This window comes from Amycolatopsis sp. NPDC003861, assembly GCF_053605405.1.
Window position 1 is genome coordinate 1 of record NZ_JBSGJD010000096.1, and the last position, 24667, is coordinate 24667.

At 72.0% G+C, this 24667-nt stretch carries 25 protein-coding genes and 1 tRNA gene; 10 read left to right on the forward strand and 16 right to left on the reverse strand.

What is annotated here, in order from left to right:
- Positions 1 to 109 precede the first annotated feature (109 nt).
- The 7 genes from ACWEVN_RS23565 to ACWEVN_RS23595 all read right to left on the reverse strand — a co-directional run bounded on the left by ACWEVN_RS23565 (position 110) and on the right by ACWEVN_RS23595 (position 6402).
- Positions 110 to 673: a hypothetical protein gene (locus tag ACWEVN_RS23565; RefSeq protein WP_452052692.1), complete on the reverse strand. Its 564-nt coding sequence runs from the start codon at positions 671 to 673 to the stop codon at positions 110 to 112.
- Complete coding sequence (locus tag ACWEVN_RS23570; RefSeq protein ID WP_452052693.1) at positions 670 to 2019, reverse strand: hypothetical protein; 1350 nt, start codon at positions 2017 to 2019, stop codon at positions 670 to 672. Before ACWEVN_RS23570 ends, ACWEVN_RS23565 begins: the two co-directional genes overlap by 4 nt.
- Positions 2016 to 2819, reverse strand: a complete 804-nt coding sequence (locus ACWEVN_RS23575) for an ABC transporter ATP-binding protein (RefSeq protein WP_452052694.1) — start codon at positions 2817 to 2819, stop codon at positions 2016 to 2018. The genes ACWEVN_RS23570 and ACWEVN_RS23575 overlap by 4 nt, the downstream gene beginning before the upstream one ends.
- Before the next feature lie 10 nt (positions 2820 to 2829).
- Positions 2830 to 3654: a zf-HC2 domain-containing protein gene (locus ACWEVN_RS23580; RefSeq protein ID WP_452052695.1), complete on the reverse strand. Its 825-nt coding sequence runs from the start codon at positions 3652 to 3654 to the stop codon at positions 2830 to 2832.
- Positions 3655 to 3826: 172 nt separating this feature from the next.
- Complete coding sequence (locus ACWEVN_RS23585) at positions 3827 to 4384, reverse strand: RNA polymerase sigma factor (RefSeq protein WP_452052696.1); 558 nt, start codon at positions 4382 to 4384, stop codon at positions 3827 to 3829.
- Between the two features lie 54 nt (positions 4385 to 4438).
- A complete protein-coding gene (locus tag ACWEVN_RS23590; protein ID WP_452052697.1) occupies positions 4439 to 5371 on the reverse strand; it encodes a MazG family protein in 933 nt (310 codons plus the stop codon).
- Entirely contained in the window at positions 5368 to 6402 is a 1035-nt protein-coding gene (locus tag ACWEVN_RS23595; RefSeq protein WP_449687096.1) for a hypothetical protein, read from the reverse strand. Before ACWEVN_RS23595 ends, ACWEVN_RS23590 begins: the two co-directional genes overlap by 4 nt.
- Positions 6403 to 6478: 76 nt before the next feature.
- Between ACWEVN_RS23595 and ACWEVN_RS23600 the strand changes: the two genes are divergently transcribed.
- Positions 6479 to 6886 carry a hypothetical protein gene (locus tag ACWEVN_RS23600; protein ID WP_449687097.1) on the forward strand — a complete coding sequence of 136 codons (408 nt, stop codon included), beginning with the start codon at positions 6479 to 6481 and terminating at the stop codon, positions 6884 to 6886.
- 165 nt (positions 6887 to 7051) lie between these two features.
- Here the strand turns inward: ACWEVN_RS23600 and mfd are convergent, their stop codons facing one another.
- Together mfd and ACWEVN_RS23610 are read right to left on the reverse strand one after the other, a co-directional pair.
- Positions 7052 to 10606: a transcription-repair coupling factor gene (gene mfd / locus ACWEVN_RS23605; RefSeq protein ID WP_449687121.1), complete on the reverse strand. Its 3555-nt coding sequence runs from the start codon at positions 10604 to 10606 to the stop codon at positions 7052 to 7054.
- 52 nt (positions 10607 to 10658) lie between these two features.
- Positions 10659 to 11582 (reverse strand): LLM class flavin-dependent oxidoreductase, encoded by a 924-nt coding sequence (locus ACWEVN_RS23610; protein WP_452052698.1) that lies wholly within the window; start codon positions 11580 to 11582, stop codon positions 10659 to 10661.
- A gap of 74 nt (positions 11583 to 11656) precedes the next feature.
- On the opposite strand from ACWEVN_RS23610, the gene ACWEVN_RS23615 reads away from it, so the two are divergent.
- The gene (locus ACWEVN_RS23615; RefSeq protein WP_452052699.1) at positions 11657 to 12430 is read left to right on the forward strand and encodes an MmyB family transcriptional regulator; all 774 of its coding nucleotides are present in this window, start codon (positions 11657 to 11659) and stop codon (positions 12428 to 12430) included.
- Here ACWEVN_RS23615 and ACWEVN_RS23620 read toward each other — a convergent pair.
- Both ACWEVN_RS23620 and ACWEVN_RS23625 read right to left on the reverse strand, forming a co-directional pair.
- Entirely contained in the window at positions 12406 to 12885 is a 480-nt protein-coding gene (locus ACWEVN_RS23620) for a DedA family protein (protein ID WP_452052700.1), read from the reverse strand. The genes ACWEVN_RS23615 and ACWEVN_RS23620 overlap by 25 nt on opposite strands.
- Positions 12857 to 13453, reverse strand: a complete 597-nt coding sequence (locus ACWEVN_RS23625; protein WP_452052701.1) for a class I SAM-dependent methyltransferase — start codon at positions 13451 to 13453, stop codon at positions 12857 to 12859. The genes ACWEVN_RS23620 and ACWEVN_RS23625 overlap by 29 nt, the downstream gene beginning before the upstream one ends.
- 131 nt (positions 13454 to 13584) lie before the next feature.
- Here ACWEVN_RS23625 and ACWEVN_RS23630 point away from each other — a divergent pair, with 131 nt between their 5' ends.
- The 4 genes from ACWEVN_RS23630 to ACWEVN_RS23645 all read left to right on the forward strand — a co-directional run bounded on the left by ACWEVN_RS23630 (position 13585) and on the right by ACWEVN_RS23645 (position 17154).
- Positions 13585 to 14703: a sensor histidine kinase gene (locus ACWEVN_RS23630; protein WP_452052702.1), complete on the forward strand. Its 1119-nt coding sequence runs from the start codon at positions 13585 to 13587 to the stop codon at positions 14701 to 14703.
- The gene (locus ACWEVN_RS23635; RefSeq protein WP_452052703.1) at positions 14700 to 15356 is read left to right on the forward strand and encodes a response regulator; all 657 of its coding nucleotides are present in this window, start codon (positions 14700 to 14702) and stop codon (positions 15354 to 15356) included. Before ACWEVN_RS23630 ends, ACWEVN_RS23635 begins: the two co-directional genes overlap by 4 nt.
- A gap of 83 nt (positions 15357 to 15439) precedes the next feature.
- Positions 15440 to 15757, forward strand: a complete 318-nt coding sequence (locus ACWEVN_RS23640) for a hypothetical protein (protein WP_452052704.1) — start codon at positions 15440 to 15442, stop codon at positions 15755 to 15757.
- Between the two features lie 215 nt (positions 15758 to 15972).
- Entirely contained in the window at positions 15973 to 17154 is a 1182-nt protein-coding gene (locus ACWEVN_RS23645; protein ID WP_452052705.1) for a PQQ-dependent sugar dehydrogenase, read from the forward strand.
- 209 nt (positions 17155 to 17363) lie between these two features.
- Here ACWEVN_RS23645 and ACWEVN_RS23650 read toward each other — a convergent pair whose 3' ends face one another.
- Complete coding sequence (locus ACWEVN_RS23650; protein WP_452052706.1) at positions 17364 to 18248, reverse strand: serine hydrolase; 885 nt, start codon at positions 18246 to 18248, stop codon at positions 17364 to 17366.
- A 131-nt stretch (positions 18249 to 18379) separates the two neighbouring features.
- Positions 18380 to 19108 (reverse strand): SDR family NAD(P)-dependent oxidoreductase, encoded by a 729-nt coding sequence (locus ACWEVN_RS23655; protein WP_452052707.1) that lies wholly within the window; start codon positions 19106 to 19108, stop codon positions 18380 to 18382.
- Between the two features lie 30 nt (positions 19109 to 19138).
- On the opposite strand from ACWEVN_RS23655, the gene ACWEVN_RS23660 reads away from it, so the two are divergent.
- Positions 19139 to 19642 (forward strand): isochorismatase family protein, encoded by a 504-nt coding sequence (locus ACWEVN_RS23660; protein WP_452052708.1) that lies wholly within the window; start codon positions 19139 to 19141, stop codon positions 19640 to 19642.
- Positions 19639 to 20031 (forward strand): NUDIX hydrolase, encoded by a 393-nt coding sequence (locus ACWEVN_RS23665; RefSeq protein ID WP_452052709.1) that lies wholly within the window; start codon positions 19639 to 19641, stop codon positions 20029 to 20031. Before ACWEVN_RS23660 ends, ACWEVN_RS23665 begins: the two co-directional genes overlap by 4 nt.
- A 17-nt stretch (positions 20032 to 20048) precedes the next feature.
- Here the strand turns inward: ACWEVN_RS23665 and ACWEVN_RS23670 are convergent, their stop codons facing one another.
- From ACWEVN_RS23670 to ACWEVN_RS23680, 3 genes are all read right to left on the reverse strand, one after another.
- The gene (locus ACWEVN_RS23670) at positions 20049 to 20927 is read right to left on the reverse strand and encodes a GNAT family N-acetyltransferase (RefSeq protein WP_452052710.1); all 879 of its coding nucleotides are present in this window, start codon (positions 20925 to 20927) and stop codon (positions 20049 to 20051) included.
- A gap of 4 nt (positions 20928 to 20931) precedes the next feature.
- On the reverse strand, positions 20932 to 21525 hold the full coding sequence (locus ACWEVN_RS23675; RefSeq protein ID WP_003062116.1) for a TetR/AcrR family transcriptional regulator: 594 nt from the start codon (positions 21523 to 21525) through the stop codon (positions 20932 to 20934).
- A 95-nt stretch (positions 21526 to 21620) separates the two neighbouring features.
- Positions 21621 to 22586, reverse strand: coding sequence for an acyl-CoA desaturase (locus ACWEVN_RS23680; RefSeq protein WP_310973870.1), 966 nt, complete (start codon positions 22584 to 22586; stop codon positions 21621 to 21623).
- Between the two features lie 205 nt (positions 22587 to 22791).
- Here ACWEVN_RS23680 and ACWEVN_RS23685 point away from each other — a divergent pair.
- Together ACWEVN_RS23685 and ACWEVN_RS23690 are read left to right on the forward strand one after the other, a co-directional pair.
- Positions 22792 to 22863, forward strand: a tRNA-Gln gene (locus ACWEVN_RS23685).
- 35 nt (positions 22864 to 22898) lie between these two features.
- Positions 22899 to 24647 carry a diguanylate cyclase domain-containing protein gene (locus tag ACWEVN_RS23690; protein ID WP_452052711.1) on the forward strand — a complete coding sequence of 583 codons (1749 nt, stop codon included), beginning with the start codon at positions 22899 to 22901 and terminating at the stop codon, positions 24645 to 24647.
- Positions 24648 to 24667 lie beyond the last annotated feature (20 nt).

Genomic DNA, 24667 nt, shown 5'->3' on the forward strand with positions numbered 1-24667 from the left:
AACGCGTACTCGCCCTGACCGCCGCCATCTGGCACAACCGCGCCACCGGCCAACCTGTCACCCGATCACTGATCGCCTACGACCACTGATCACTTTAGGACTTACTCATCTAGCGGCGGCCACCCCAAGCGGTGTACGTCAGCGCTCCCGCGAGCGCCAGGACCACCGCTGTCCAGGTGGCCGCCGGGGTTTCGGGAGGTTGCAGCAGCCAGGCGGCGACGCGGTTCACCGTCGAGGGGTCACCCGGGACGAACAGCGAGGCCGCCGACCAGGCCAGCGGGAGCGTCCAGCCGAACTGGCCGCCCGCGACCGTGGCCGCCAACCCCGCCAGCCCCGCGAGACCGGCCGCGTCGCGGACGATGATCGACGCGGCGACCGGCGACGGGCCCAGTTCCTGCACGCCCAGCACCACCGCCCCGGACAGGACCGCGATCAGGGCCAGGTGGGCGAACCGCCGGACCGGCCACGGCAGGGCCGCCGTCCGGTCGAGGTCCGGGTCCTGGCCGCTCAGCCCGATCGCCGCCACCGCGACCGCCGTGGTCAGCGCCAGCGTGGCGAAGATGCCGCCCCAGGAGTCCCGGCCCAGGAACCACACCCCGGACGTCGCCACCAGCAGCGCCCCGAACGCCGCCGGCAGCTGCCGCGAACGGGCGTACAGCATCGCCCACCTCATCGGCGAGCCCCCGGCACCAGCGTTTCGAGCGGGTCACCCTGGCACGTCAGCAACACCTGGCGCACGGCGGCGACCCTGGTGAACTGGACGTCCGCGGGCAGAGCGCGGAACTCCGCCCAGGCCTGCTCGATCGGAGCCGCTTGGCGCATGAACCACTTTCCGGCGTACTCGGGAAGCGGTTTCAGCTCCCCGGTGAAGTACGCCGCCGCGATCATCCGGCCACCCATGTCGGACAAGTCCGCGTTCGTCGGCCACTCGCAGGACGGCACACCCGCCCCGGACAGCACGGCCACCCGCAGGGCGCTCGCGTCCGCCGTGAGGAGTTCGGCGTTGCGCTGGAAGTCGAGGTAGACGACGGCGGGATCGCGCCGGACGGGCTCGTCCACGGGGTTGGGCGCGACCTGTTCTTCGATCCGGGTCGGCGCACCGGGCAGCTTCGCCAGCATCGCGAGCGCTTCGCGGCCGGGGCCGGCCAAGGCGGCCAGCCTGTCGCGGTGCAGCTCCGCCACGCAGACCGGGCCGTCGCAGACCTTCCGGGCGGCGGCGGTGTCGACGGTGAGGACGTCCGCGGGGAACAGCGGCAGGGCGATGGCGGCTCCGGCGACGAGCGGCAGCAGGCTCAGCAGCCGCGCTCGCACGGAGTGCACCGACAGCAGCAGGAACCCGGTGACGGCGAGGCCGAGGAACCATCCGGCCTGCCCGGCGTCGAGCGCGCCGGCGGTTGTCACCATCGAGCCCCGCGGCTGGGCCAGCACCGGCGCCAGCGGACCGGCCCGGCGCGGCAGGACGGCGTCCAGCCCCGGTTCGAACGACAGCCAGCAGAGAGTCATCCCGACGAAGGCGAGCACGGCGAGCCCGGGCGCGGTCAGCGGATGCGGCAGCAGCCGTCCGACGGCCAGCCCGAGCCAGCTCCCGGCGACCACGCCGAGCACCCCGACGCCGATGACGGGGACGAAGGCGGCCGAGAAGAACCCATCGTGGGCCAGGACCTCGACGGCCATCACACCGAACACGACCAGGTAGCCGACGGCGGCCAGCCCGCCGACGGCACCGGCCAGCCGGATCGCCCGATGCCACGCGGGCCGCGGGGTGGTGGCCAGCAGTTCGATCGTGCCGGAGCGGCTGTCGCGCATGCCCTGGATGGCGCCCGCCCCGACCACGACGGGCCAGAGGAACTGCAGCAGGAACCGGAGCCAGAGCGCGGTCGTGGTGGTGTTCGCGGTTATCGGCGCGGGAACCTTCCACCACGGCCCGGAGAGCAGGAAGAGGAACCCGAGCGCGAAGACGACGACCGCCAGGGCGGCCCAGGGCGCGATCGAGCGCCGGAGTTCGATGCGGAAGATCACCACGCCCCCTGACCCGGCTCGTGGTTGAGCAGCGCGGAGTAACCGCGCTCGATGGGGCTGTCGCCGACGTGCTCGAGGGTGCCCGCGGCGGCCAGTTCGTCCGGCGTTCCCTGGAACACCAATTTCCCGGCCGCGAACAGGATGACGTCCGTGCACGCCGTGGCGACGTCTTCGACCAGGTGCGTCGAGATCAGCACGCAGGAGTCGCGGCCCAGTTCCTGCACCAGCTCGCGGAACCGGACGCGTTGCGCCGGGTCGAGGCCGGCCGTCGGCTCGTCGAGGAGCAGGACCTCCGGGTCGTTGACGATCGCCTGGGCGATGCCCACCCGGCGGACCATGCCGCCCGACAGGGTCTTCATCCGGTCGTCCGCGCGATCGGCCAGGCCGACCCGCTCCACCGCCCGCTGGACCACACCCGGGATGTCCTCTTTGGACATCTCCTTCAGCCAGGCCAGGTACTCGACGAACTCGCGGACGGTGAACCGCTTGTAGTACCCGAAGTTCTGCGGCAGGTACCCGATCCGGCGGCGCAGCTCGCGCTGGCCGGTGCGGCCGCCGGCAGGCGTGCCGAGCAGCGACAGCCGGCCCGACTCCGGCCGCAGCACGGTCGCCAGGGCCCGGATCAGCGTCGTCTTGCCGGCGCCGTTCGGGCCGAGCAGCCCGTGTACGCCCTTGCCGAGCGACAGGTCCAGCCCGTCCACGGCCATCTTCTTCCGTCCCACCCGCACTTTCAGCGCCTCGGCCTGGATTTCCCAGGCGTACGTCGCCGGAGCGACCTCGGCGGCTCCTACTGCCCGCATGCTTTCCTCCCTAATGACGTGCGCCGAGCCGGGTGAACGCCGTCCCGCGCAGGGCGACGACCACCGTGGTCAGCACGAAGACCCCCGCCCACACCGGCAGCGCGCCGGTGCCGAGCGAAAACGCTTGCCCCGGCTGGACGTACGCCGGCAGCACGACGACCGCGACCCACACCGCGATCAGCGCGTACGCCGCCCGGCTGACGCCGATCAGCCCGCCGAGCGCGAGCGTGCCGCTGGTGAAGGCCAGGCTCGGCAGCAGCCAGAGCGCCGGCTGCGTGCCGGTCAGCCACCCGGCGACGCCCAGCACCGGCAGGACGACGGCGAGCACGGCGAACGTCCGCCGGATGATCAGGTAGAGCCCCGCCCGCGGGGTCGCGGTGACGACCTCGTAGGCCGGATCCAGCCCCCGGGCCCACGACACGGCGACGCCGAGCACCGGCAGCACCGGGGCGAACAGCTGCACGGCCGGCACCCGGGCCGTCGCGACCCAGACACCGTCGAGCAGGATCGCGACCAGCGTGACGGCCACGATCATCGCCAGCCACGGCGCCATCGCGGGGGTGACCCAGGTGTCGAGCCACCGCCCCCGCCGCGCTCGCCGCCGCGGCTGCGGCGGGAGGGCGGGCTCGTGGAACGGGACGGCCGGCAGCCGGACCTCGACCGAAAGCCGGCTCCAGACCAGGTCGACCACCGGCTCGACCGGCGCCACCTCCGCGAGCCGCGCCCGGCAGACGGGGCAGGCTTCGAGGTGGGCTTCGAGCCCCCACAGCTGGTCGCCCGGGAGGTCTTCGCCGGCCACGTACGCGGCGATGAGCCGCTCGGGTGCGTGGTTCATGACAGCGCCTCCCGCAACGTGATCGATCGCCGCCGCACGCGGGTTTTGCCCGGTGTCTCCGGCAGCACGGCCCTCTCGCAACCCGTCATGACAGCGCCTCCCGCAACGCGATCCGCCCCCGGCACGCGGGAACCCACGGCTCCACCCGGCAACGCAGCCCTCTCGAAACCCGTCATGACAGCGCCTCCCGCAACGCGATCCGCGCGCGGCGGGCGCGGGTTTTGACCGTTCCCTCCGGCAAGCCCAGCAGGACCGCCGTCTCGCGGACCGTCAGGCCGTCCAGGACCATTGCCTGCAGTACCGCCCGCAGCTCCGGCGCCAGCTCGCGCAGGGCGGCGCCGACCTCGTCACCCATCGTCGCCGCCAAGGCCACGTCTTCGGCTCCCGCCACCGGTGCCGCGTCGAGTGCCACCTCCGGCGGGGGCTGGGCGTGGTGCGCCCGGCGCCGGAACGCGTCGACCAGGCGGCGGGCCGCGATCGTCCAGACCCAGCCGACCGCGCTGCCGCCGGTGGCCGTGCCCGCGAACGACGCCGCCGCGCGCCAGACGGCCAGGAACGTCTCCTGCATGACCTCCGCGACGATCTGCTCGTCCGCGCACCGGCGGCGCAGGCGCACGGCGAGCCAGGGCGCCGTGCGGCGGTAGAACTCCTCGAACGCCGCGCGATCGCCCGTGGCCGTGCGCCGGACGAGGTGCTCCTCGTCGGCGTCTTTCAGTGACGGGTGTCTCACACCAAGCAAGACGCCGGGTGATCCAAAACGGTTCTCACCCGAATGTGTGCTGCGTCACACCGGACGGTCGGGCCAGAACTTGCGCCAGCCGTCGGCCTCCAGGGTGGTCGGCTCCAGCCCGGCGTCGCGGGCGGCCTGCTCGGCGGCCTGGATGTCCTTTGCGAACTGCTTCGCCAGCGCCCGCAGCTCGCCCTCGGCGTCGACCCCCGCCCGGCGCGCGGTGGCCGCGATGCGGAACAGCTGGGCGGGTGCCCCGGGCCCCTCCGGGAAGAGGTCGAGCGGGATGCCCGCGCGCCCGGAGCGCTGACCCAGCTTGCCCGCCAGCGCGACCGCGGGCTGGCCGAGCGCCACTCCGTCCACAATGGACCGGCGCTGCTTCTCCTGCTGCTTCAGCTCTTCCCACTTGACGTTCTGATGCTCGACGGTGTGCACCTGGTCGCCGTCGGTGAAGACGTGCGGGTGCCGGCCGACCAGCTTCGCGACGAGCGTCGCGGCGACGTCGTCGATGCCGAACGGGTCGTCCGCGTCCTCGGCCGCGACCCGCGCGTGGAAGAGCACCTGCAGGAGGACGTCGCCGAGCTCCTCGCGCAGCGCCTCGCGGTCGCCCTCCTCGATGGCGTCGAGCAGCTCGTAGGTCTCCTCGACCAGGTACTGCCGCAGCGAATCGTGCGTCTGCACCGCGTCCCACGGGCAGCCGCCCGGCGAACGGAGCCGGTCCATCACGTCGGCGGCCTCGACCAGCGGCGGCACCGGTGTCTCGATGACGTCCGCGCCGGTCGCGATGAGCAGCGACGCCGCGGGCTCGTCCCGGGATCCGGCGAGCAGCACGACGTCCTTCAGCGAAGGCGCCTCGGTGACGGCCGGGACGCCGAACGCGGCCGGGTCGACGTCCGTCGCCGCGTAGACGGCGGGAGACTCACGCAGGATCTTCAGCGCCGCACCGGGCAGCGTCGTCCCGCGGACGACTACAACGACCCCTGTGCTCACTGCTGCGCGGGCGCGGCACCGCGGACGGGCAGCACGATGCCCTGGGTGGCGTCGGAGTTCGGCACGAGGTTCATGCCCACAACATCCCACACGCCGTAACGCGGGTTGACGCGCAGGCCGCCCTGGCCGAGGTACGGCTGCAGCAGCCGGGTGCCGATCGCGGTCAGCTGCGCGTCCGTCGGCTTCTGCGCTTCCTGGTCGGCCGGCACGGCCTTGTCGGTGCCGCGGGCGCGGATGACGAAGACGAACCAGTCCGGCCGCTGCGGCTTCTGCGCCTGGAAGACGACGACGTTGTTCTTCTCCGTGCCGAACAGCACGGTCTGCGCGAGACCGGGGTACTGGGCGGCGCCGAAGAGCTCGGCGGTCTGGCCGGCGGAGTACCCGCTCGGGCCGGGCGCCCCGGTCTGCTGGGCCTGCTGGCCTTCCTGCTGCGCCTGCTGGACGACGCCCTGGACCTTGCCGGGGTCGTCGGCGAACTCCTTCGCGAGGTCGAAGGCGCGGGTGCGGGCCACCGGGTCGTTGTCGGCGGTCGCGCTGATGCCGACGTAGTCCGCGCCGACCGACAGCTTCGGCAGCAGCTTCGCGGCGAGCGCCTGCTCCAGGACGACGTCGCTCGCGACCTCGTTGCGGTCGCGCAGCTGCGAAACGATCTGGGTGACGGCGACCTGGTCGCCCTGCCCGGTGTCCGCGACCGGCGCGTTGCCCACCTGCGCGGCCAGCCCGGCGATCTTCGCCTGGTCGGCGACGAGGTTCTCCTGCTCGGTCGCGCGCAGGGTCAGCTCGTGGAGGACGCTCTGCCGGACGATCTCGCGGCCCAGCAGGTCGAGCTTGTGCTCACCGGCGAGCTTCTGCGCGTACGGGTGTTCGCGGACGGCCTGGTCGATCATCGACTGGACCCGGTCGATCGACACCGACCGGTCGCCGACGATGACGGCGCTGCCGACCTGGCTGGGGCCCGAGCCGCACCCGGCGAGCAGAAGAGCACCGGCAACGACCGCGACCAGCGCGCGAGGGCGCCCCATGATCCGCATCACAGGCCATACCCTCTCACACCATCGCCCCCGAAACGCAACACCCATGCGGTCGCGGCGGCGGTAATGTCGACATATGGACCATTGGCTGACCATCGAAGTGTTCGACGGGGAGCATTCGGCTTCGCTGTGGCGCCTGGCTCAAGGGGACGCACTCACCGAAGCGGCGCTGACGAACGGCGCTGAGCAGTGGGTTTGGCACGAGCACCGGTGGGGCGTGGTGCTGGAGATCGAGTTCTTGACGGAGGAACGCCGGGACGCCTTCCGGGCTCTTCCCGTCGTGACAGCGGCGCTTGATGCCGTTCCGGATCCGGCTCGGGGGTTGCTGGTGTACCCGGGACGGGGTGGCGGTTCGGGGTCGCGGGTGCCGCGGCGTCCTCGGCCGTTGCCGATGGGCGGGGCTGGGGCTGTTGCGGTTCCTGAGGAGCGGGTTCGGATGGGGTTGGCTGAGCCTCTGCCGCCCATGTTCAGCGAAGTCGGCTGACGCCGGGGGCTGCGCTCGCTTTCCCACCACCCCGAAGCCTGATTGTGACTACGGACGGTGGTACCGCGTCAAGGCGGGAAAGATGCCTTGACCCGGCACCACCGTCCGCGTTCTGGCTTCGGATCGGGGTGGTGGGGGGGTCTGGGTGGGGGGCCGGTTGGCGCTTCAGACCGCCGCGGGTTTCTTCGTCAGCTGCACCAGCAGTTTGGTGCACCAGTCCAGCAGTTCCTCGTCGCGCAATGTCGGCGCGCCGATGCGGCCTCCGGCCGGGCCTTCGGTCGGCTTCGGCACCGACACCGTGTTCGTCACCGCCTTGTACAGCGCCTTCGGGTACAGGCGCTTCAGGCGCACCATCTGCGAGTCCAGCAGCGGCAGTGGCGCGAATCGGATCGTGGTGCCTTGGACCGCCACCTCCGTCACGCCCGCCTCGCGGCACGTGTGCCGGAACTTGGCCACCGCCAGGAGCCGGTTGACCGGGGCCGGGGGCTGGCCGTAGCGGTCGATGAGCTCTTCGCGGACCGCGTCGAGGCCCTCCGTGTCCGGGGCCGCCGCGATCTTGCGGTACGCCTCCAGGCGCAGGCGCTCTCCCGGGACGTAGTCGTGCGGGATGTGGGCGTCGATCGGGAGGTCGACGCGGACTTCCGCCAGCTCCTCTTCCTCCGGCGCCTCCGCGCCCGCGTGCCTCCGGAATGCGTCGACCGCTTCGCCGACCAAGCGCACGTACAGGTCGAAGCCGACGCCCGCGATGTGGCCGGACTGCTCCGCCCCCAGGATGTTGCCCGCGCCGCGGATCTCGAGGTCCTTCATCGCGACCGCCATACCCGCACCGAGCTCGGTGTTCTGGGCGATCGTCGCCAGCCTGTCGTGCGCTGTCTCCGTCAGCGGTGCTTCCGGCGGGTACAGGAAGTACGCGTACCCGCGCTCGCGCCCGCGCCCGACCCGGCCGCGCAGCTGGTGCAGCTGCGCCAGGCCCAGCAGGTCGCCGCGCTCGACCAGGAGGGTGTTCGCGTTCGAGATGTCGAGCCCGGTTTCGACGATCGTCGTGCAGACGAGCACGTCGTACTCGTTCTCCCAGAAGCCCTGGATGATCTTTTCGAGCTTCTCTTCGTTCATCTGGCCGTGCGCGGTGACGACCCGCGCCTCCGGCACCAGCTCGCGGATCCGCCGGGCCGCCTTCTCGATCGACGAGACCCGGTTGTGGACGTAGAAGACCTGGCCGTCGCGCAGCAGCTCGCGGCGGATGGCCGCGCCGACCTGCTTGTCGTCGTACGCGCCGACGTAGGTCAGGATCGGGTGGCGGTCCTCCGGCGGGGTCAGGATCGTCGACATCTCGCGGATGCCGGCCAGCGACATCTCCAGCGTGCGCGGGATCGGTGTCGCCGACATGGTGAGCACGTCGACGTGCGTGCGCAGCGCCTTGATGTGTTCCTTGTGCTCGACGCCGAAGCGCTGCTCCTCGTCGACGATCACCAGGCCGAGGTCCTTGTAGCGGATGCCCGTCTGCAGCAACCGGTGCGTGCCGATGACGATGTCGACCTCGCCGCCGGCGAGCTGCTCGAGGATCGCGTCCGACTCCGCCTTGTTCGTGAAGCGGGACAAGCCCTTGATCGTCACCGGGAACGACCGCATGCGCTCGGTGAAGGTGTTCAGGTGCTGCTGGGCGAGCAGCGTCGTCGGGACGAGCACCGCGACCTGCTTGCCGTCCTGCACCGCCTTGAACGCCGCGCGCACGGCGATCTCCGTCTTGCCGTAGCCGACGTCGCCGCAGATCACGCGGTCCATCGGGACGCCGCGCTCCATGTCCGCCTTGACCTCGTCGATCGCGGCGAGCTGGTCGTTGGTTTCCGTGAACGGGAAGGCGTCCTCCAGCTCGTGCTGCCACGGCGTGTCCGAGCCGAACGCGTGCCCGGGCGCGGCCTGGCGCGCCGCGTAGAGCTGGACGAGCTCGGCGGCGATCTCCTTGACCGCCTTCTTCGCGCGCGCCTTGGTGTTCTTCCAGTCGGAGCCGCCGAGCTTGTTGAGCGTGGGCAGCTCGCCGCCGACGTACCGGGAGACCTCGTCGAGCTGGTCGGTGGGCACGAACAGCCTGTCGCCCGGGTGGCCGCGCTTCGACGACGCGTACTCCAGCAGCAGGTACTCGCGGGTGGCGCCGGCCACCGTGCGCTGCACCATCTCGACGAACCGGCCGATGCCGTGCTGGTCGTGCACGACGTAGTCGCCGGCCTTCAGCGCCAGCGGGTCGACCGCGTTGCGCCGCCGGGACGGCATCTTCGTGTTCAGGTCCTTTGTGGACGTTCCGGCGCCCGCGCCGCGGCCGGTGAGATCCGCTTCGCTCAGCACGACCAGGGCGCGCTCCGGCGAGACGAACCCGTCGGTGAGGCCGCCGCAGGTGACCGTGACCATCCCCGCGGACGGCGGCCCGGCCAGCCCGTCACCGGCCTGGGTGGCCGGGACGTCAGCGCCCGTGAGCTGCTCCACCGCGCGCGCCGCGGTGCCCTGACCGGCCACGACGAGCACCGCCGTGCCACCCGCCGCGGTGTGTGCGCGCAGGTCCGCCGTCGCGCGTTCGAGCTCGCCCCGGTACGCGGGCGCGGCCTCGACCGAGACGCGGTAGACGTCCGGGTCTTCACTGGTCAGCTGGGTGAGCGTCCACCACGCGCGCTTGGTGTCCTGCGCGTGGGACGCGATCTCGTCGAGCCCGCGGTAGGCCGACGCGCCGAGGTCGATCGGGGCCTGCCCGCCCGCCGCGGCCGTCGTCCAGGACGCTTCGAGGAACTCCTGACCGGTGCGGACCAGGTCGGCGGCGCGGGCGCGGATCTTCTCCGGGTCGGTGAGCAGGACGTGGGTGCCTTCCGGCATCGCGTCGGTGAGCAGCTCCAGCTCGCCTTCGCAGAGCACCGGGATGAGCGCCTCCATGCCCTCGACCGGGATGCCGTCGGCGAGCTTGGTGAGCATCTCGGCCAGGTGCGCGTCGGCCTCGTACGTCTTCGCCAGCTCCGCGGCCTTCTCCTTGACCGGCCGGGTGAGCAGCAGCTCGCGGCACGGCGGCGCGGTGACCCGCGGGATCTCGCCGGGCAGCGACCGCTGGTCGGAGACCGCGAACGCGCGGATTTCGCTGACCTCGTCGCCCCAGAACTCGACCCGGACCGGGTGCTGCGCGGTCGGCCCGAAGAGGTCGAGGATGCCGCCGCGGACGGCGAACTCGCCGCGCTTCTCGACCATGTCGACGCGGGTGTAGGCCAGCTCGACCAGCCGTTCCAGGAGTTCCTCGAACGGCGTCTCCTCGCCGACGACGAGGTCGATCGGCTTCAGCGAGCCGAGCCCGGGCGCCATCGGCTGGATCAGGCTGCGGACGGTGGCGACGACGACGCGCAGGCCGTCGTCCCCCGTCTTCAGCCGGTGCAGCACCTCGAGGCGGCGGCCGACCGTGTCCGCGCGCGGGGAGAGGCGCTCGTGCGGCAGGGTCTCCCAGCTCGGGAAGTCGGCGACTCTGCTCCTGCCGAGCAGGGCGCCGAGCGACGCGGTCAGCTCGTCGGCCTCGCGGCCGGTGGCGGTGACGGCCAGGACGGGACGGCCGGCGCCGGTGTCGGCGGCGACGGCGGCCGCGACGAGCTGCCGGGCGGCGATCGGGCCCTGCAGCTCGAGCAGCGGCGCGCCGGCGCGCTCGACCACGCCGCGCAGGGCCGGGTCGGGAAGGATGGCGGTGAGGAGTCCGGACAGCGGAGCGTCGGTCACGGTCCCAGCCTACGTGCCACCCCCGACAGGTTTCCGATCACGGCTGGTCGCGCAGCAGATTCACCACCTCCGCGAGGCGCGGCAGCTGCTCGTCGAACACCTTCGGTTCCGTGCTCGCGACGCGCAGCAGGAAGTGCTCCACGCCCTCGTACTTCCGCAGCTGCGCCGCCACCTCCGCGGCACTGCCGGTGACCTGCATCTGGATCCCTTGCACGAACGCCGCCGGGCGACCGTAGTTCGTCAGGCAGTACTCCTCCAGCAGCTCGCTCCCGCGCACCGGGTCGTCCTCCACCAGGACCGTCGCGAACAACGCCGGGGTGACCGGCCGCGACGCCGTGGCCCGGATCCGGGCCAGGCCGGTGCCGTAGTCCGCGGGGTCCGGCGGGTAGGGCAGCCAGCCGTCGTAGCACCGGCCGACCCGCTCGAGCGCGCCCGGCGTGTACGCGGCCAGCCACACCGGCGGGCCACCCGGGCGGGCCGGCGCCGGGAACACCGGCAGCGAGTCGTAGTGCAGCACCGAACCGTGGAAGGACGAAGCGCCGCTCCAGGCCGCGCGCCAGAGGCCCACGATGTCGTCCAGCCGGGCGCGGCGGCGCTCCCAGGGCACGCCGGCGAACGCGAACTCCGGCTCGCTGCGCCCGGCGAACCCGGCACCGACGGCGACGGTGAGCCGTCCTTCGCTGAGGAGATCGATGCCCAGCAGCTGGTTGGCCGTGAGGATCGGGTTTCGCAGAGCCGGGAGCAGCGCCGCCGTCCCCAGCGTCACGCGGGACGTCCGGGCGGCGAAGGCGGCCAGCATGGTGAGCGCGTCGAGCGGAGCCTTCGCGAGGGTGTCGCCGACCCAGACCGAGTCGAGGCCGAGTTCTTCCGCGGCGACAGCGGTGGCGACCAGCTCGGGCGCGGTCCGCCCGGTGTCGAGGATGGCCTGGTAGGTCGGGACGACCAGTCCGTAGTTCGTCATGGCCGAAGCGTCGCCCGATCGGGGTATGCCTTCAATTCCCCGCGGGGAATGGACGCCCCGAGCAGGATGGGGCCGTGGACTTCGGAACGGCGCTCAAGGACTGGCGCACCCGGCGGCGGATCAGCCAGCTCGACCTCGCCCTGCGCGCGGGCACGACGCAGCGGCACGTCAGCTTCATGGAGAGCGGGCGCTCGGTGCCCGGCCGCGGCATGGTCCTGCGCGTCGCGGAGTCCCTCGAACTGCCCCTGCGCGAGCGCAACGGCCTGCTCCACGCGGCCGGCTACGCGCCGACGTACCCCGAAACCCGGCTCGACGACCCGGCGATCCGGCCGGTGCTCGACGGGCTGCGGCGGCTGCTCGACGGCCACCGGCCCTACCCCGCGATCGTCGTCGACCGCTACGGCGTGCTGGTCGCGGCGAACGACGGGTTCCGGCTGCTCACCGAGGGGGTCGCCCCGGAGCTGCTGCGCGAACCGGTCGACACGCTGCGGCTGGCGCTGCACCCGCGCGGGATGGCGCCGCGCGTGGCCAACCTCGACGACTGGGCGCGGCACATCCTCGAGCGCATCCGCAACGACCTCGCCCGCACTCCCGACGACCGGCTGGCCGCGCAGCTCGCCGAGCTCGAGGGGTACCTGCCGCCGGCGGCCGCGCCCGGCCCGGAGCACCTGGGGTTCGCGGTGCCGGTCCGCCTGGCCACCTCGCTCGGCGAACTGCGGCTGATCACGGCGATCACGACGTTCGCGACGGCGGCGGACGTGACCGTGTCGGAGCTCAAGCTGGAGACGTTCCTCCCCGCCGACGCCGAGACCGCGGAACGGCTTCACAGCACCAGCGCCGTCGTGTGACCCACCAGCAGCTCCGCGCTCGCCCACAGCACCGCCGCGCCCACGCTGCCCGCCGCGAACCGGCGGTACGGCATCGCCGCCGAGCCCGCCACGCGCGGCACCAGCGTGCGGACGCCCGCCAGGCAGCGGCCCGCGATCACCGCCGGGACGCCGTAGCGCGCGACCGCCGCTTCCACGCGCTTCCACCGGTCCCGGTGGGCCGGCCGCGGTCCCCAGCGGCGTCCTTCGAGGTACGCGAGCTGGTCGCCGAGGACCGCCGAGGCAACGGCCACCACCCAAGCGAGTCCGAGGTGGAGCGTGCCCCGCTCGGCGAGGAAGCCCATCAGCAGCAGCGTCGACAACGTCGGCAGCACGATCCCCGGCAGCAGCGCGGTTTCCGCCGTGATGACCAGCGCGCAGACCAGGTAGACGACCGCCGGGGGCGCGTCAAGCAGGGGTCGCAGCAGGCTGTCCACGCCAGGCCCTCCCCACCGCCACCGGCAGGGCCGCGCGGTAGACGAACGCGGGCGGCAGGTTGCCCCAGACGACCTGCGTGCGCTCCACGACCGCGAACCGGCTGCGCAGCGACGCGGCGAAGCGGCGGGCGGGTGGCGTCCAGGCCGCGTGGGCGTACGCGAACGTCGTGAACCGGCCGTTCGGGGCGAGCGCCACGGTGACCGCGTCGAGGATGCGCCGCTGCCGGGCCGCGGTCATGGCCGTCCACGGCAGCCCGGAGACGACGACGTCGACGTTCTCGAGCGCCAAGTGCTCCGCCGAGCCGGTGACGACGTCCACCTGCGGAAGGCGGTCCCGCAGCGAAGCGGCGAAACGCGGGTTGATCTCGACGGCCGTGAAGCGCGCTTCGGGGCGAAGCAGCGCGAGGACCGCTTCGGTGAACACGCCGGTGCCCGGACCGAGTTCCGCGACGCACGACGCGCGTTCCAGGCCGAGGCCCGCCGTCATCTCTTCGGCCAGCCGCGGCGAGCTCGGCGCGATCGCACCCGTCAGCACGGGGTGGCGGAGGAATTCCCTGGTGATCGACATGATCCCGACGGTAGGAACGGCGGGGGTGGCCCCGAATCGTCCGGACCGGCCGGCCCCCTCCTCCCGGAGGAGGACGAGAACCGGCCGCAGGAAGGACGCCCCGGGCGGCACCCCGGCACTACGTTCGGGGCGTGGAACGACTCGTGAAGTGGGTGCGCCGGCACCGGTGGACGGTGGATCTGCCGCTGTACGGCGTGTTCGTCTTCCTCGCGCCGAGCTGGACCGGCCCGGAGCCGTGGACCGTGCGGGCCATCCCGATGCTGTTCCTGCTCCCGCTGCTGGTGCGCCGCCGGTACCCGCGCACGGTCGCGGTGCTGATCATCGCCGGGGCGGCGGTGGTGTACTTCACCGAGATCTGGGCGTACGACCGCGGCCGCACCGAGCTGGCGATGGCGGTGGTGCTGTTCAACCTGGTGAAACGGCGGGACCGGGGGTTCGCCGCGGTGATCGCGGTGGCGATCGCCGTGCTCGGCACCCAGTGGTACGTCCTCTACGCGCCGGAGACGGCGAACCCGACGTTGACGCTGGTCGGCATCCTGCCGCTGCACATCGCGGCGTGGGCGCTCGGCGAGTTCTTCCGCAAGCAGGAGGAGCTCGTCGCCGAGGAGAAGAAGCGGGACGACGCCCAGGCCCGCGCGGCGGTCGCCGAGGAGCGCACCAGGATCGCGCGGGAGCTGCACGACGTCCTGGCGCACAGCATGAGCGTGATCGTGCTGAACGCCGAGGGCGCGAAGCTCGCCCGGCACCGCGACCCGGCGGCCGTCGATCGCACGCTCGACACGATCGTCCACACGGGCCGGGAAGCACTGGCCGAGCTGCGCCGGCTCCTCGAAGTCCTGCACGCCGGCCAGGCGGCGCGCAGCCCCCAGCCGACCCTCGCCGGGCTGCGCGAGCTCGTCGAGCAGGCCGGCCGGGACGTCACCCTCGACGTCACCGGCGACCCGGGCACCCTGCCCGCGAGCGCCGCGCTGCAGGCGTACCGGATCGTCCAGGAGGCACTGACCAACATGATCAAGCACGCCCCGGCCGACGCGACCGGCCGCGTCGGCGTCGCCTTCGAGCCACCGGAGGTCCGCATCGAGGTGACGAACACGGGAGGCCACGCACCGCCGGCGCCCGCCCTGCCGTCGTCCGGGCGCGGGCTGGCCGGCATGCGCCAGCGCGTCGAGATGTACCACGGCGAGCTGACGACGGGCCCGCTGCCGGACGGCGGGTACCGGGTGCGCGCCAGCCTGGTGGTGACCCCGTGACCACCCGGATCCTCCTCTGCGACGACCAGCAGCTCGTCCGCGTCGGCCTGCGCATGATCGTCGAAAGCCAGGACGGCCTCGCCGTCGTCGGGGAGGCCGCCAACGGCGAAGAAGCCGTCACCCTCGCCCGGGAACTGCGCCCCGACCTGGTCCTGATGGACGTCCGGATGCCCGTGCTCGACGGCGTCACGGCGACCGCGCGGATCTGCGCCGAGCTGCCGGACGTGCGCGTCCTCATCATCACCACCTTCGACCTCGACGAGTACGCCTACGCCGCTCTCCGGGGCGGCGCGAGCGGGTTCCTCGTCAAGGACGCGCCCGCCGAGGAGATGCTCGTCGCGATCCGGGGCGTGCTGCGGGGTGACTCGATGGTGTCGCCGTCGGTCACGCGGCGGCTGCTCGACCGGTACCTCGCCGACGACCGCGATCCCGTGGACGTCGCGAAGCTCGGGGCGCTGACCGAACGCGAGAAGGACGTCCTGGGGCTCATCGCGCGCGGGCTGTCGAACACCGAGATCGCCGCGAAGCTGTACATCGGCGAGACGACGGTGAAGACGCACGTCGGGCGGGTGCTCGGCAAGCTGGGCCTGCGGGACCGGGTGCACGCCGTCGTGTTCGCCTACGAGTCCGGGCTGGTGCGGCCAGGTTCCTGAGCGCAGGCCCGTCCGGCGGGGACCCCTCCCCGGGGTCTCTCGTTAGGTTCGCCGGACCAGCCCGACGACCGAGGAGTCATGTCGTGCACACGCCCGGTAGAACGGCAGTGGCGCTGGCCGTGGCCACGGCGCTCGCCGGCTGCGCGACCACGCCGCCACCGCCATCACCTCCGGCAAGCAGCTCGGCACCCACCTCACCGACGCTCGACATGGCCCAGCAGGCGTTGTGCGGCCAGCTGGAAACGTTCTCCGTGCTGCTGCTCCACTTCAGCGCCGAACTCGCCAGGACGGTCCTGCCGGACACCGGCCGGGAAAACCCCGAGGCCGCCGACCTCGTCCGGCAAGCCGACCTGATCGCGGGCGAGGGCGCCGAGCTGGTGAAAACCGCCCACCCGGCGTAAAGGCCGACGTCGACACGGTTCTCAAGGCCACCGCCGAAGCGAAAGCACACATCAAACCCGGCGAAACGTACGGATCCGCCGTCGCACCGATGTACCGCCAAGACACCGAAGCGGCACGTACGGCGCTCGGCCGGTACGGCCCCTGCCCGCACCACAACTGACGACGAAGCGGCTGGCGAACGGCGATTTCACCGCATGGTGGCAGGATGGGCCTTATGCGGCGTTCGCTGGGTCTCCTCGGTGCGGTGTCCCTGCTGGTCCTGGGCTGTTCGGGGGCGGCGAGCGAACCCGTGCAGAGCGTGCCGCCGGCGTCGTCCCCGGCCGCCGCGAGCGGGAAGTTCAAGGTCGAGACGGTGACCGGCGGGCTGGAGCACGGCTGGGACGTCGGCTTCCTGCCCGACGGCGGCATCCTCGTGCCGCAGCGGCCCGGCAAGCTCGCGCTGGTCCGCAACGGCCAGGCCGCCGAGGTGCGCGCCGACCTCGCCGACGTCATGGCCAAGGGCGAAGGCGGGCTGCTCGGCATGGTCGTCAGCCCGGACTTCGCGACCAGCCGCGAGTTCATCACCTGCCAGGACCACCAGGAAGGCGGCAAGGCCGTCGACATCCGGCTGGTCACCTGGAGGCTGGCCGCCGACGGCGCGAGCGCGGCCAAGGTCAAGGACCTGCTCACCGGGCTGCCGGTGAACCCGAGCGGACGGCACTCCGGCTGCCGTCCGACGTTCGCCCCGGATGGCGCGCTGCTCGTCGGCACCGGCGACACCGCCCGCGCGTCGATCGCGCAGGACCGCCACTCCCTCGGCGGCAAGGTGCTGCGGCTGGACGCGAAGACCGGGGAACCGTTGCCGGACAACCCGTTCATCACTTCGAGTGACCCGCGCGAACGGCTGATCTACACCTACGGCCACCGCAACGTCCAGGGCGTGGCGATCCGGCCGGGCAGCGGCCAGGTGATCACCGCCGAGCACGGGCCGTCGTTCGACGACGAGGTCAACCTGCTGAAGCCGGGCGCCAATTACGGCTGGGACCCGTCCAAGGGCGGCACCGAATCGAGCTACGACGAGAGCGTGCCGATGACCGACCTCAAGCGCTTCCCGGACGCAGTGAGTCCACTGTGGACGTCCGGGAAGACCACCGAGGCGATCAGCGGCGACGCCTTCCTGACCGGCGCCCAGTGGGGGACGAACGACGGCGCGCTGGTCGTGGTGGCGCTCAAGGGCCAGAAACTGCTGCTGTACCACCTGGACCCGGCGGGCAAGGTCCTCGACGTCACGCTGCCCCCGGAGTTCGACGACACGTTCGGCCGCCTCCGCGCGGTCCGCAGCGGCCCGGACGGCGCCCTGTACGTGACCACCTCGGACGGTACGGACGACAAGCTGCTGAAGGTCACGCCCGCCTGAGCCGACCATGAAAAAGCCACGTCCGATGCGGGCCGTGGACACTTACGCCCGGGCGGCGATCGGCGGAACATGATGTGCACCAAAAGTTTTCGCCCGCCCCCGACGCGTGTTGGACGCGGTCCGAAGAGAGCGTTCCCGCGGCAGCACCGCGCCGGTCCCCGGGCGCCGTCGCCGACCTGGCGATCCGGGGGCCGGCCTCCAGCCCCGCTTCAGGCCTTCCCGGCCTTGAGCGAGCCCTTCAGCGAGCCGACGGCGGTGGTCACCGCCGTGGTCGCGGCCGGCCAGCCGATGGTGTCGCTCCAGGACGCCATCACCGCGACGGCGTAGGTACCGGACGCGGTCCGGACCAGGCCGGTGGTGTTGAGCACCCGCCGGGACTCGGAGCTGCCCCAGCCCTGCTTGACCGCCCACGCCGCACCGGAGAAGGCGCGCGGGATCCCGAAGTGCTGGTCGAACCCGTCGACCGCGGTGCGCGGGGCGTCCTCCATCGCCCCGGTGAGGAACACGCGTTGTTCCTCGGGCAGCGCGGCGGTGATGTGCCGGTAGACGGTGACGACGTCGGTGGGTGACATCCGGGTGGCGCCCCACTGGCCGGCGTCGGCCGGGGGTGCGGTGTGCGCGAGCCCGAGCTTCCCGGCCTGCCGCCGCACGATGTCCGGCCCGCCGTTCTGCTGCCACAGCCGGCTGGCGACGCGATCATCACTGGCGGCGAGCATGCTGCGGACGGCCGTCGCTTCGCCGCCCGAGGGCACCCCGGACCGGTCGAGCAGGTCGAGGGCGATGAGCAGTTTCACCACGGACGCGGCGGGCTGCGGCTGGTCGGCCTTCCACCGGGTTTCGACCGCACAGGCCCCGAGGTCGACGATCTCGATCCCGAGCCGCGGATCGTTCCCGGTGTTCAGCAGCGCTTTCCGGGCCTCGGCGACCAGGCTCGCCTGCTTCTCCGCCGGCGCGGCCGGGGTGGAGCTGCATAGAGCGCGCCAGCTGTCGCTGCCGGAGTCACTGTTGACGGCGACCGCGACGAGCAGGCCGCCGACCACGATGACCACGGCGATGCCCACGAGCACCTTCAGGTTGTTCAGCCGCTCGAGCACCAGACCACCTCCGCCGGATCGGTGAGGAATCCGAAGCTATTGCGGAGCTGGACCGCGGGTATCGCCCGAAAAGCCGGGCTGTTCCGGCCTTCCGGCGGACAACCGGCGCGCGCATCGGCCGATCGGCCGGTTTATCCGCCCGGGTGAGCACCGCCGTTGACGTGCAGCACCTGGCCGGTGACGTGCCCGGCGGCGGGGCTCGCCAGGAACGTCACCACGGCCACCACGTCGTCCGGGGTGCCCGGGCGCTTGTTCATCGTGTTGCCGATCAGCCATTCGCGGCGCTGGTCGCTCAGCCGGCCGTGGAAGAACTCGGTTTCGCCGATCAGGCCCGGCGCGACGACGTTCGCGGTGATCCCGCGTGGCCCGAACTCGCGGGCCACGCTCACGTTCCACGCCTCGACCGCGGCCTTCGCGGCGCCGTACGATCCGGCGCCGGTGTGCGCGGCGATCGATCCGATCGTGATGATCCGCGCGCCCTCGGCGAGGCGGTCGCGCAGCGCGTGCGTCACCAGGGCCGCACTGACCACATTGGACCGCAGGTTGCGCTCGAACGCGGCCGCGAAGCCCGCCAGCCCGGGTTCGCCGTCGCCGTCGAGGAAATCCGTGTTGCCGCCCGCGTTGTTGACGAGGACGTCGACGCGATCCGGCAACTCCTCCAGTGCGGCCTCGACGGCCGCGGGGTCGGCGGCGTCGAACACGACGGGCCGCGCGCCGGCGAGCGTCGCGGCTTCGGTGAGCACCTGCTCGCGGCGCCCGGTGATCGTGACGCGCTCGCCGGCTTGGGCGAAGGCCGCCGCCACGGCGTACCCGATGCCCGTGCCGCCGCCCGTCACCACGATTTCCCTGCTGTTCGCCATGAGCCCGACCCTAGTGCCTAGGATCGGGGCATGAGCAAGATCGACCCGGCCACCTCCGCGCTCGTGCTGATCGACCTGCAGGAGCGGATCGTGGCGCTGCCCACCACGCCGTACCGCGGCGAAGAAGTCCTCGCGAACGCCTTGCGCTTGCGGGACGCGTTCCGCAAGGCCGGAGCGCCGGTGGTGGTCGTGAAGGTGTCGCGCCCGGACAACCCGCCGGGCAACGAACTGGCCTTCGACGCCGGGGACGACAAGATCGTCACGAAGTACACGATCGGCGGCTTCGCGGGCACGGACCTCGACGAGTTCCTGCGCGGCGCGGGCGTCCGCACGGTGTACTTCGGCGGCATCGCCACGGAGTTCGGCGTGGAGTCGACCCTGCGCGCGGCCTCGGACCACGGCTACGACACGGTCGCGGTGTCCGACGCGATGACGGCGCTGTCGGACATCTCGCACGAAAACGCCGTTACGAGGATCTTCCCGCGCCTGGGCACGGTCGTGACGACCGAAGAGGCGCTGGCGGCACTGGCGTGATCGACAAGATCGCCTGGATCCACTTGGTGGACGGCCGGATCCTGGCAGCGCGTTCGCGGGGGAAGGACAAGTTCTACCTCCCGGGCGGCAAACGCGAGCCGGGCGAGACCGACGCCGAGACGCTGGTCCGCGAGATCCGCGAGGAACTCGGCGTGGCGATCGACGCGGCTTCGATCACGCCGGCGGGCACGTTCGAAGGCCAGGCCCACGGCCACGCGGAGGGAACGGTCGTGCGCACGACGGCGTACTCGGCGGAGTACGAGGGGACACCGCGGGCGTGCGCGGAGATCGAGGAGATCGCCTGGCTGGGCTATGCGGACCGGCCGCGGGTTTCACTGGTGGCGCAGCTGATCTTCGACCACCTGCACGCCGCGGGTCAGTTGCGGTGACGCTCAACCGCGCTTGATCAGCGGCGCGTGCCGTGAAAACGCCCGGAACCCCACGCCGTAGTGCAACTCCCGCGCCGGGGCCGGCTCTCCCATGCAGGCGACCGTCGCGTGCCGGGCGCCCGCCGCGGCCGCCAAGCGCATTCCGTGCAGCAACATCGCCCTCGCCAGGCCTTGCGCCGGTAGCGCGGGTGCGTTCCGACCGGCTCGAACTCGACCGTCTCGTTCTCTTCGTCGAGCCACATGATCGCCGAGCACGCCATCGGGCCGTCCGTGGCCTCCACCAGGACGTGCAGGTCGTCGCGGTAGCCCGGCGCCTGCCGGACGCCGAGGTACGACGCCTCCGTGTACGACGTCGGGGTCCAGGCGTCCACATGCGCCTGGACCACGGCTTCCGGCGGGACCTCCGCCGCTGTGCGGAAGGAAAACCCGGCCGGCAGCGACGGCTCCTCGACCTCGGTCAAGTCACGCTCGTTGAGCTGCGACCATTCCTCGTCGGCTTCGTAACCGTGCGCCGCCCAGCGCTGCAGGCCGGGCGTGTCGGCCGCCGCCGGGAGCACGGTGCGGGACACGCCGGGCGCCGTCGTCTCGTACCAGGCGATCACCTCGTCGACCAGCTCCGCGTGCCCGGGATGCACCTGGTACGTCAGGTACGCGTCGGTGATGTCCTTGACCGAACCGTCGTTGCGCCGCACCCGGCGCGGCAGCTCGGCCCGGCCCCACGCGACGAGCTCGTCGTCCGCGAACCACAGCCGGTGCTCGCCCTCGCCGCGGGTGCGGCCCCAGTTCCAGGCCAGCTCGCCGAACGACGCGTCGCTGTTGACCAGCTCCGGGTGGGTGGCGGTGATCCGCTGCGCCAGGCCCTGCATGAGCCGCAACTCCGCGGCAATGAGCGCCACGATGTCAGCCCAGCCGCAGCTTCGGCTTGTGCTCCAGGTGCGACAACCCGTTCCACGCCAGGTTGACCAGGTGCGCCGCCACTTCGTCGCGCTTGGGCTTGCGCGCGTCCAGCCACCACTGGCCGGTCAGCGCCACCATGCCCACCAGCGCCTGCGCGTACAGCGCGGCCAGCTTCTCGTCGTAGCCGCGGGCCGCGAACTGCTGGGCCAGGATGTGCTCGACCTGGCTCGCGATGTCGTTCAGCACCGTGGAAAACGTCCCCGTGGAGCTCGCCACCGGGGAGTCGCGGACCAGGATGCGGAACCCGTCGTGGGAATCCTCGACGTAGGACAGCAGCGCCGTCGCCGCCTGCTCCAGCATCGCGCGCGGGTGACCGCCGTGGAGGGTCGAAACCATCCGGTCGAGCAGCAGCTGCGTTTCGCGGTCGACGACCACCGCGTAGATGCCCTCTTTGCCGCCGAAGTGCTCGTACACCACCGGCTTCGAAACGTTGGCGCGGTGCGCGATCTCCTCGATCGACGTGCCGTCGAAGCCCTTCTCGGCGAACAGCGCCCGGGCGACGTTCAGCAGCTGCTGACGCCGCTCGGTGCCGGTCATCCGGACCCGGGTCACCGGGGCGGCCGGACGGGCCCCGGTGACCTGCTGCTCACGCTTCGAACGTCGTCTCCCCGCCATCGGGGCAGCCTAGTTGACTAGGCTTTTTCGGTGGCGATACGGGCCAGGCGCTGCGGCGTCGGCCAGCGGACGTCGTGCACCCAGCCGAACTTCTCGAAGATCCAGATCAGCCGCGCGGAGATGTCGATCTGGCCGCGCTTGACGCCGTGGCGGGCGGACGTCGGGTCGGCGTGGTGCAGGTTGTGCCACGACTCGCCGAAGCTGAAGATCGCCAGGGGCCAGAAGTTCGCCGACTTGTCGCGGGCGGCGAACGGGCGCTCGCCGATCATGTGGCAGATCGAGTTGACCGACCAGGTCACGTGGTGCAGCACGCAGATCCGGACCAGCCCGGCCCAGAAGAACGCCGTCACCGCGCCCCACAGCGACCACGAGATCAGCCCGCCGAGCAGCGCCGGCAGGGTCAGGCTGACCAGGGCCCACAGCCAGAACAGGTCGTCGACCTTCTTGATCGCCGGGTCCTTCACCAGGTCCGGCGCGAAGCGCTCGGCGTTGGTCTGGTCACGCTCGAAGAGCCAGCCCATGTGCGCGTGCCAGAAACCCTTGGCGATGGCCCACGGCGAGGTGCCGAACGCCCACGGCGAGTGCGGGTCGCCGTCGCGGTCGGAGAACGCGTGGTGGCGGCGGTGGTCGGCGACCCAGGTGATCACCGGGCCCTGCAGGGCGATGCTGCCCGCGATGGCCATGAACACGCGCAGCCACTGCTTGGCCTTGAACGAGCCGTGCGTGAAGTAGCGGTGGTACGACACCGTGATGCCGAGCCCGCTGATCGCGTAGAACACCACGAAGATGCCGACGTCGACCCAGCTCAGTCCCCAGCCCCACGCGAACGGCACCGCGACCAGGAGGGCCACGAGCGGGGCGATCACACCGAAGTAGACCGACAGCTGCACGCCGATGCCGCGCTTGCCGTCGATGACGGGTTTGGGCCCCTTGGGGGCCGGAGGCTCCCCGGTGGGCTGGGAACGGTCGAGCGTGGCCGTCATACGCTTCACTTCTTCCTACGCACGGCGCCCTTTACCAAGGGTGACCTAACCTACGATGCCGTAAGTTACGGTACAGGAGGTTCGGGCGGCTGGGGAGTGCCTGAAGCCACACACCTGTCCCGGGGATCGGGTACCCGGCTTCCGGGCGCCTAACGCATCCCCCGCGCGGACGACACCCGATCGTCGCTATCCTGACCAGGATCGATCCGCCGTAGTGTAATCGGCAGCACTTCAGATTTTGGTTCTGACAGTTCAGGTTCGAATCCTGGCGGCGGAGCAGCAGAGGAACCGGAAACCCACGACACCGGGAGGTTGGCGCTGACCGACGAGGCGACCGACCCGGTGACGGCCAGGCGGCCCGCGCTGGCCGAGATGTCCGACGCCTGGATCGTCGGGCGCGCGCGGGAGCTGAACGCCGCGGTCCAGCGGCACGAGTACACCCAGCAGCTCGAGATCGTCGCGATGATGGACGAGCTGCTCGACGAGACCCAGCGGCGCGGCGAGCCCCTGCTCGTGGCCCAGCTGCTGCGCTCGTCCGCCCTCGCCCGGCTGGCCACGAAGGGCCTGGCCGCGGAGGCCGAGCCCCGGCTCGACGAGATGCTCGCGCACACCCGGCGGCACGGCATCGCCCTGCTCCGGGCCGACGCGCACGCCCTGCGCGGGCGCCGGCTCGTGATCGCCGCGCAGGAGGACGCCGCGCTCACCGAGATCGCCCGGGCGCTGGCCATCCTCGACGACTCGACCATCCCGGACCGCCAGGTCGGGCTGCGCAACTGGAACCGGCTGCTCTCCTCGACGCTGATCGACTGCTGGCTGGTGCTCAACCAGCTCGGCGTCTACGAAGCGGCCGAAGAGGTGATCGGCCGGGCCGCGGCGGCGATCCGCGAGAGCGCGAGCCCGCACGACATCGCCCTGCAGCTGATCAACCGGATCAAGATGCTGCTCGGCTGGGGCCTGCGGCTGGAGCGCATCGACGAGTACGACGAGAGCGCCGAGAAGTTCCGCACGGCGGCGTCGATGGGGGCGGCCGCCGAAGGGCCGTTCGCCGAGTCGCTGTTCCCGCGCAAGGCGAACGTCGACGCGATCGACCAGGTCGGCGTCCTGGCCGCGGCGCCGGCGCTGAACCAGCCGGGCGGCGAGCACGTCGAGCGGCTGCAGAACCTCTACACCGAGCGCGCGTTCGGGCACGACCGCGAGATCGTCGCGATCGCGCTGGCCCGCTGCCTGGACAAGGAGGGCCGCCGTGAAGAGGCCCTTTCGGTCCTGCGCGAGACCCGCCAGTCGATCTCGGACGACACCTCCCAGCCGTCGATGCGGCTGAACATCGCCCGCGAGCTGGCCCGGCTGGACACGAGCCCGGGCTCCGGCGCCGGCGAGTCGCTGATCGACTACGCGCGGCGCCTGGAGTCGGAGATGTGGAGCCTGCGCGAGTCACAGATCGCCACGCTGAACGCCCGCCGCGAGCACGAACGCCTGTCCGCCGAGCACGGCGCGATCACCCAGCAGGCGCTGCAGGACCCGCTCACCGGCCTCCCCAACCGCCGCGCGCTGGACGAGAAGCTGCGCCAGCTCGCGTCGTCGGCGGACGCGCAGCCGCTGGCGGTGGCGCTGGTCGACCTGGACGGCTTCAAGGGCGTCAACGACAAGCAGTCGCACGCGGAAGGCGACAACGTGCTGCGTGTCGTGGCGAGCACGCTTCGTGACGCGTTGCGCGGAGACGACCTGGTGGCCCGCTACGGCGGCGACGAGTTCATCGTCCTGCTCCCGGGCACGCCGGCGTCCGCGGCGAAGATGGCGCTCGGGCGGGCCGTGAAGTCCGTCTCGAACCTGCCGCACCACCTTTCGCACGGCGTGACGCTGTCGATCGGGCTCGTGTCGCTGCGGCCGCAGGAACGCGGCGAGCAGGTCCTGGCGCGCGCGGATGCGGCGATGTACCAGGCCAAACGCGGCGGCGGCAACCAGGTGGCGTCGGCGAATTCGATGGCCGCCGACCCCGCCACAGCATGGGCCAGCGAGGCCCCTCCCACCGACCCCGCGTGGGACGCCGACGACCACAGTTAGGATCGGTGCCCGACAGAAGC

Coding starts and splice junctions, on each gene's coding strand:
- ACWEVN_RS23565 (WP_452052692.1), bottom strand. CDS start 673: ATGAGGTGGGCGATGCTGTACGCCCGTTCGCGGCAGCTGCCGGCGGCG.
- ACWEVN_RS23575 (WP_452052694.1), bottom strand. CDS start 2,819: ATGCGGGCAGTAGGAGCCGCCGAGGTCGCTCCGGCGACGTACGCCTGG.
- ACWEVN_RS23580 (WP_452052695.1), bottom strand. CDS start 3,654: ATGAACCACGCACCCGAGCGGCTCATCGCCGCGTACGTGGCCGGCGAA.
- ACWEVN_RS23595 (WP_449687096.1), bottom strand. CDS start 6,402: ATGCGGATCATGGGGCGCCCTCGCGCGCTGGTCGCGGTCGTTGCCGGT.
- ACWEVN_RS23600 (WP_449687097.1), top strand. CDS start 6,479: ATGGACCATTGGCTGACCATCGAAGTGTTCGACGGGGAGCATTCGGCT.
- ACWEVN_RS23610 (WP_452052698.1), bottom strand. CDS start 11,582: ATGACGAACTACGGACTGGTCGTCCCGACCTACCAGGCCATCCTCGAC.
- ACWEVN_RS23625 (WP_452052701.1), bottom strand. CDS start 13,453: ATGTCGATCACCAGGGAATTCCTCCGCCACCCCGTGCTGACGGGTGCG.
- ACWEVN_RS23645 (WP_452052705.1), top strand. CDS start 15,973: ATGCGGCGTTCGCTGGGTCTCCTCGGTGCGGTGTCCCTGCTGGTCCTG.
- ACWEVN_RS23655 (WP_452052707.1), bottom strand. CDS start 19,108: ATGGCGAACAGCAGGGAAATCGTGGTGACGGGCGGCGGCACGGGCATC.
- ACWEVN_RS23660 (WP_452052708.1), top strand. CDS start 19,139: ATGAGCAAGATCGACCCGGCCACCTCCGCGCTCGTGCTGATCGACCTG.
- ACWEVN_RS23675 (WP_003062116.1), bottom strand. CDS start 21,525: ATGACCGGCACCGAGCGGCGTCAGCAGCTGCTGAACGTCGCCCGGGCG.
- ACWEVN_RS23680 (WP_310973870.1), bottom strand. CDS start 22,586: ATGACGGCCACGCTCGACCGTTCCCAGCCCACCGGGGAGCCTCCGGCC.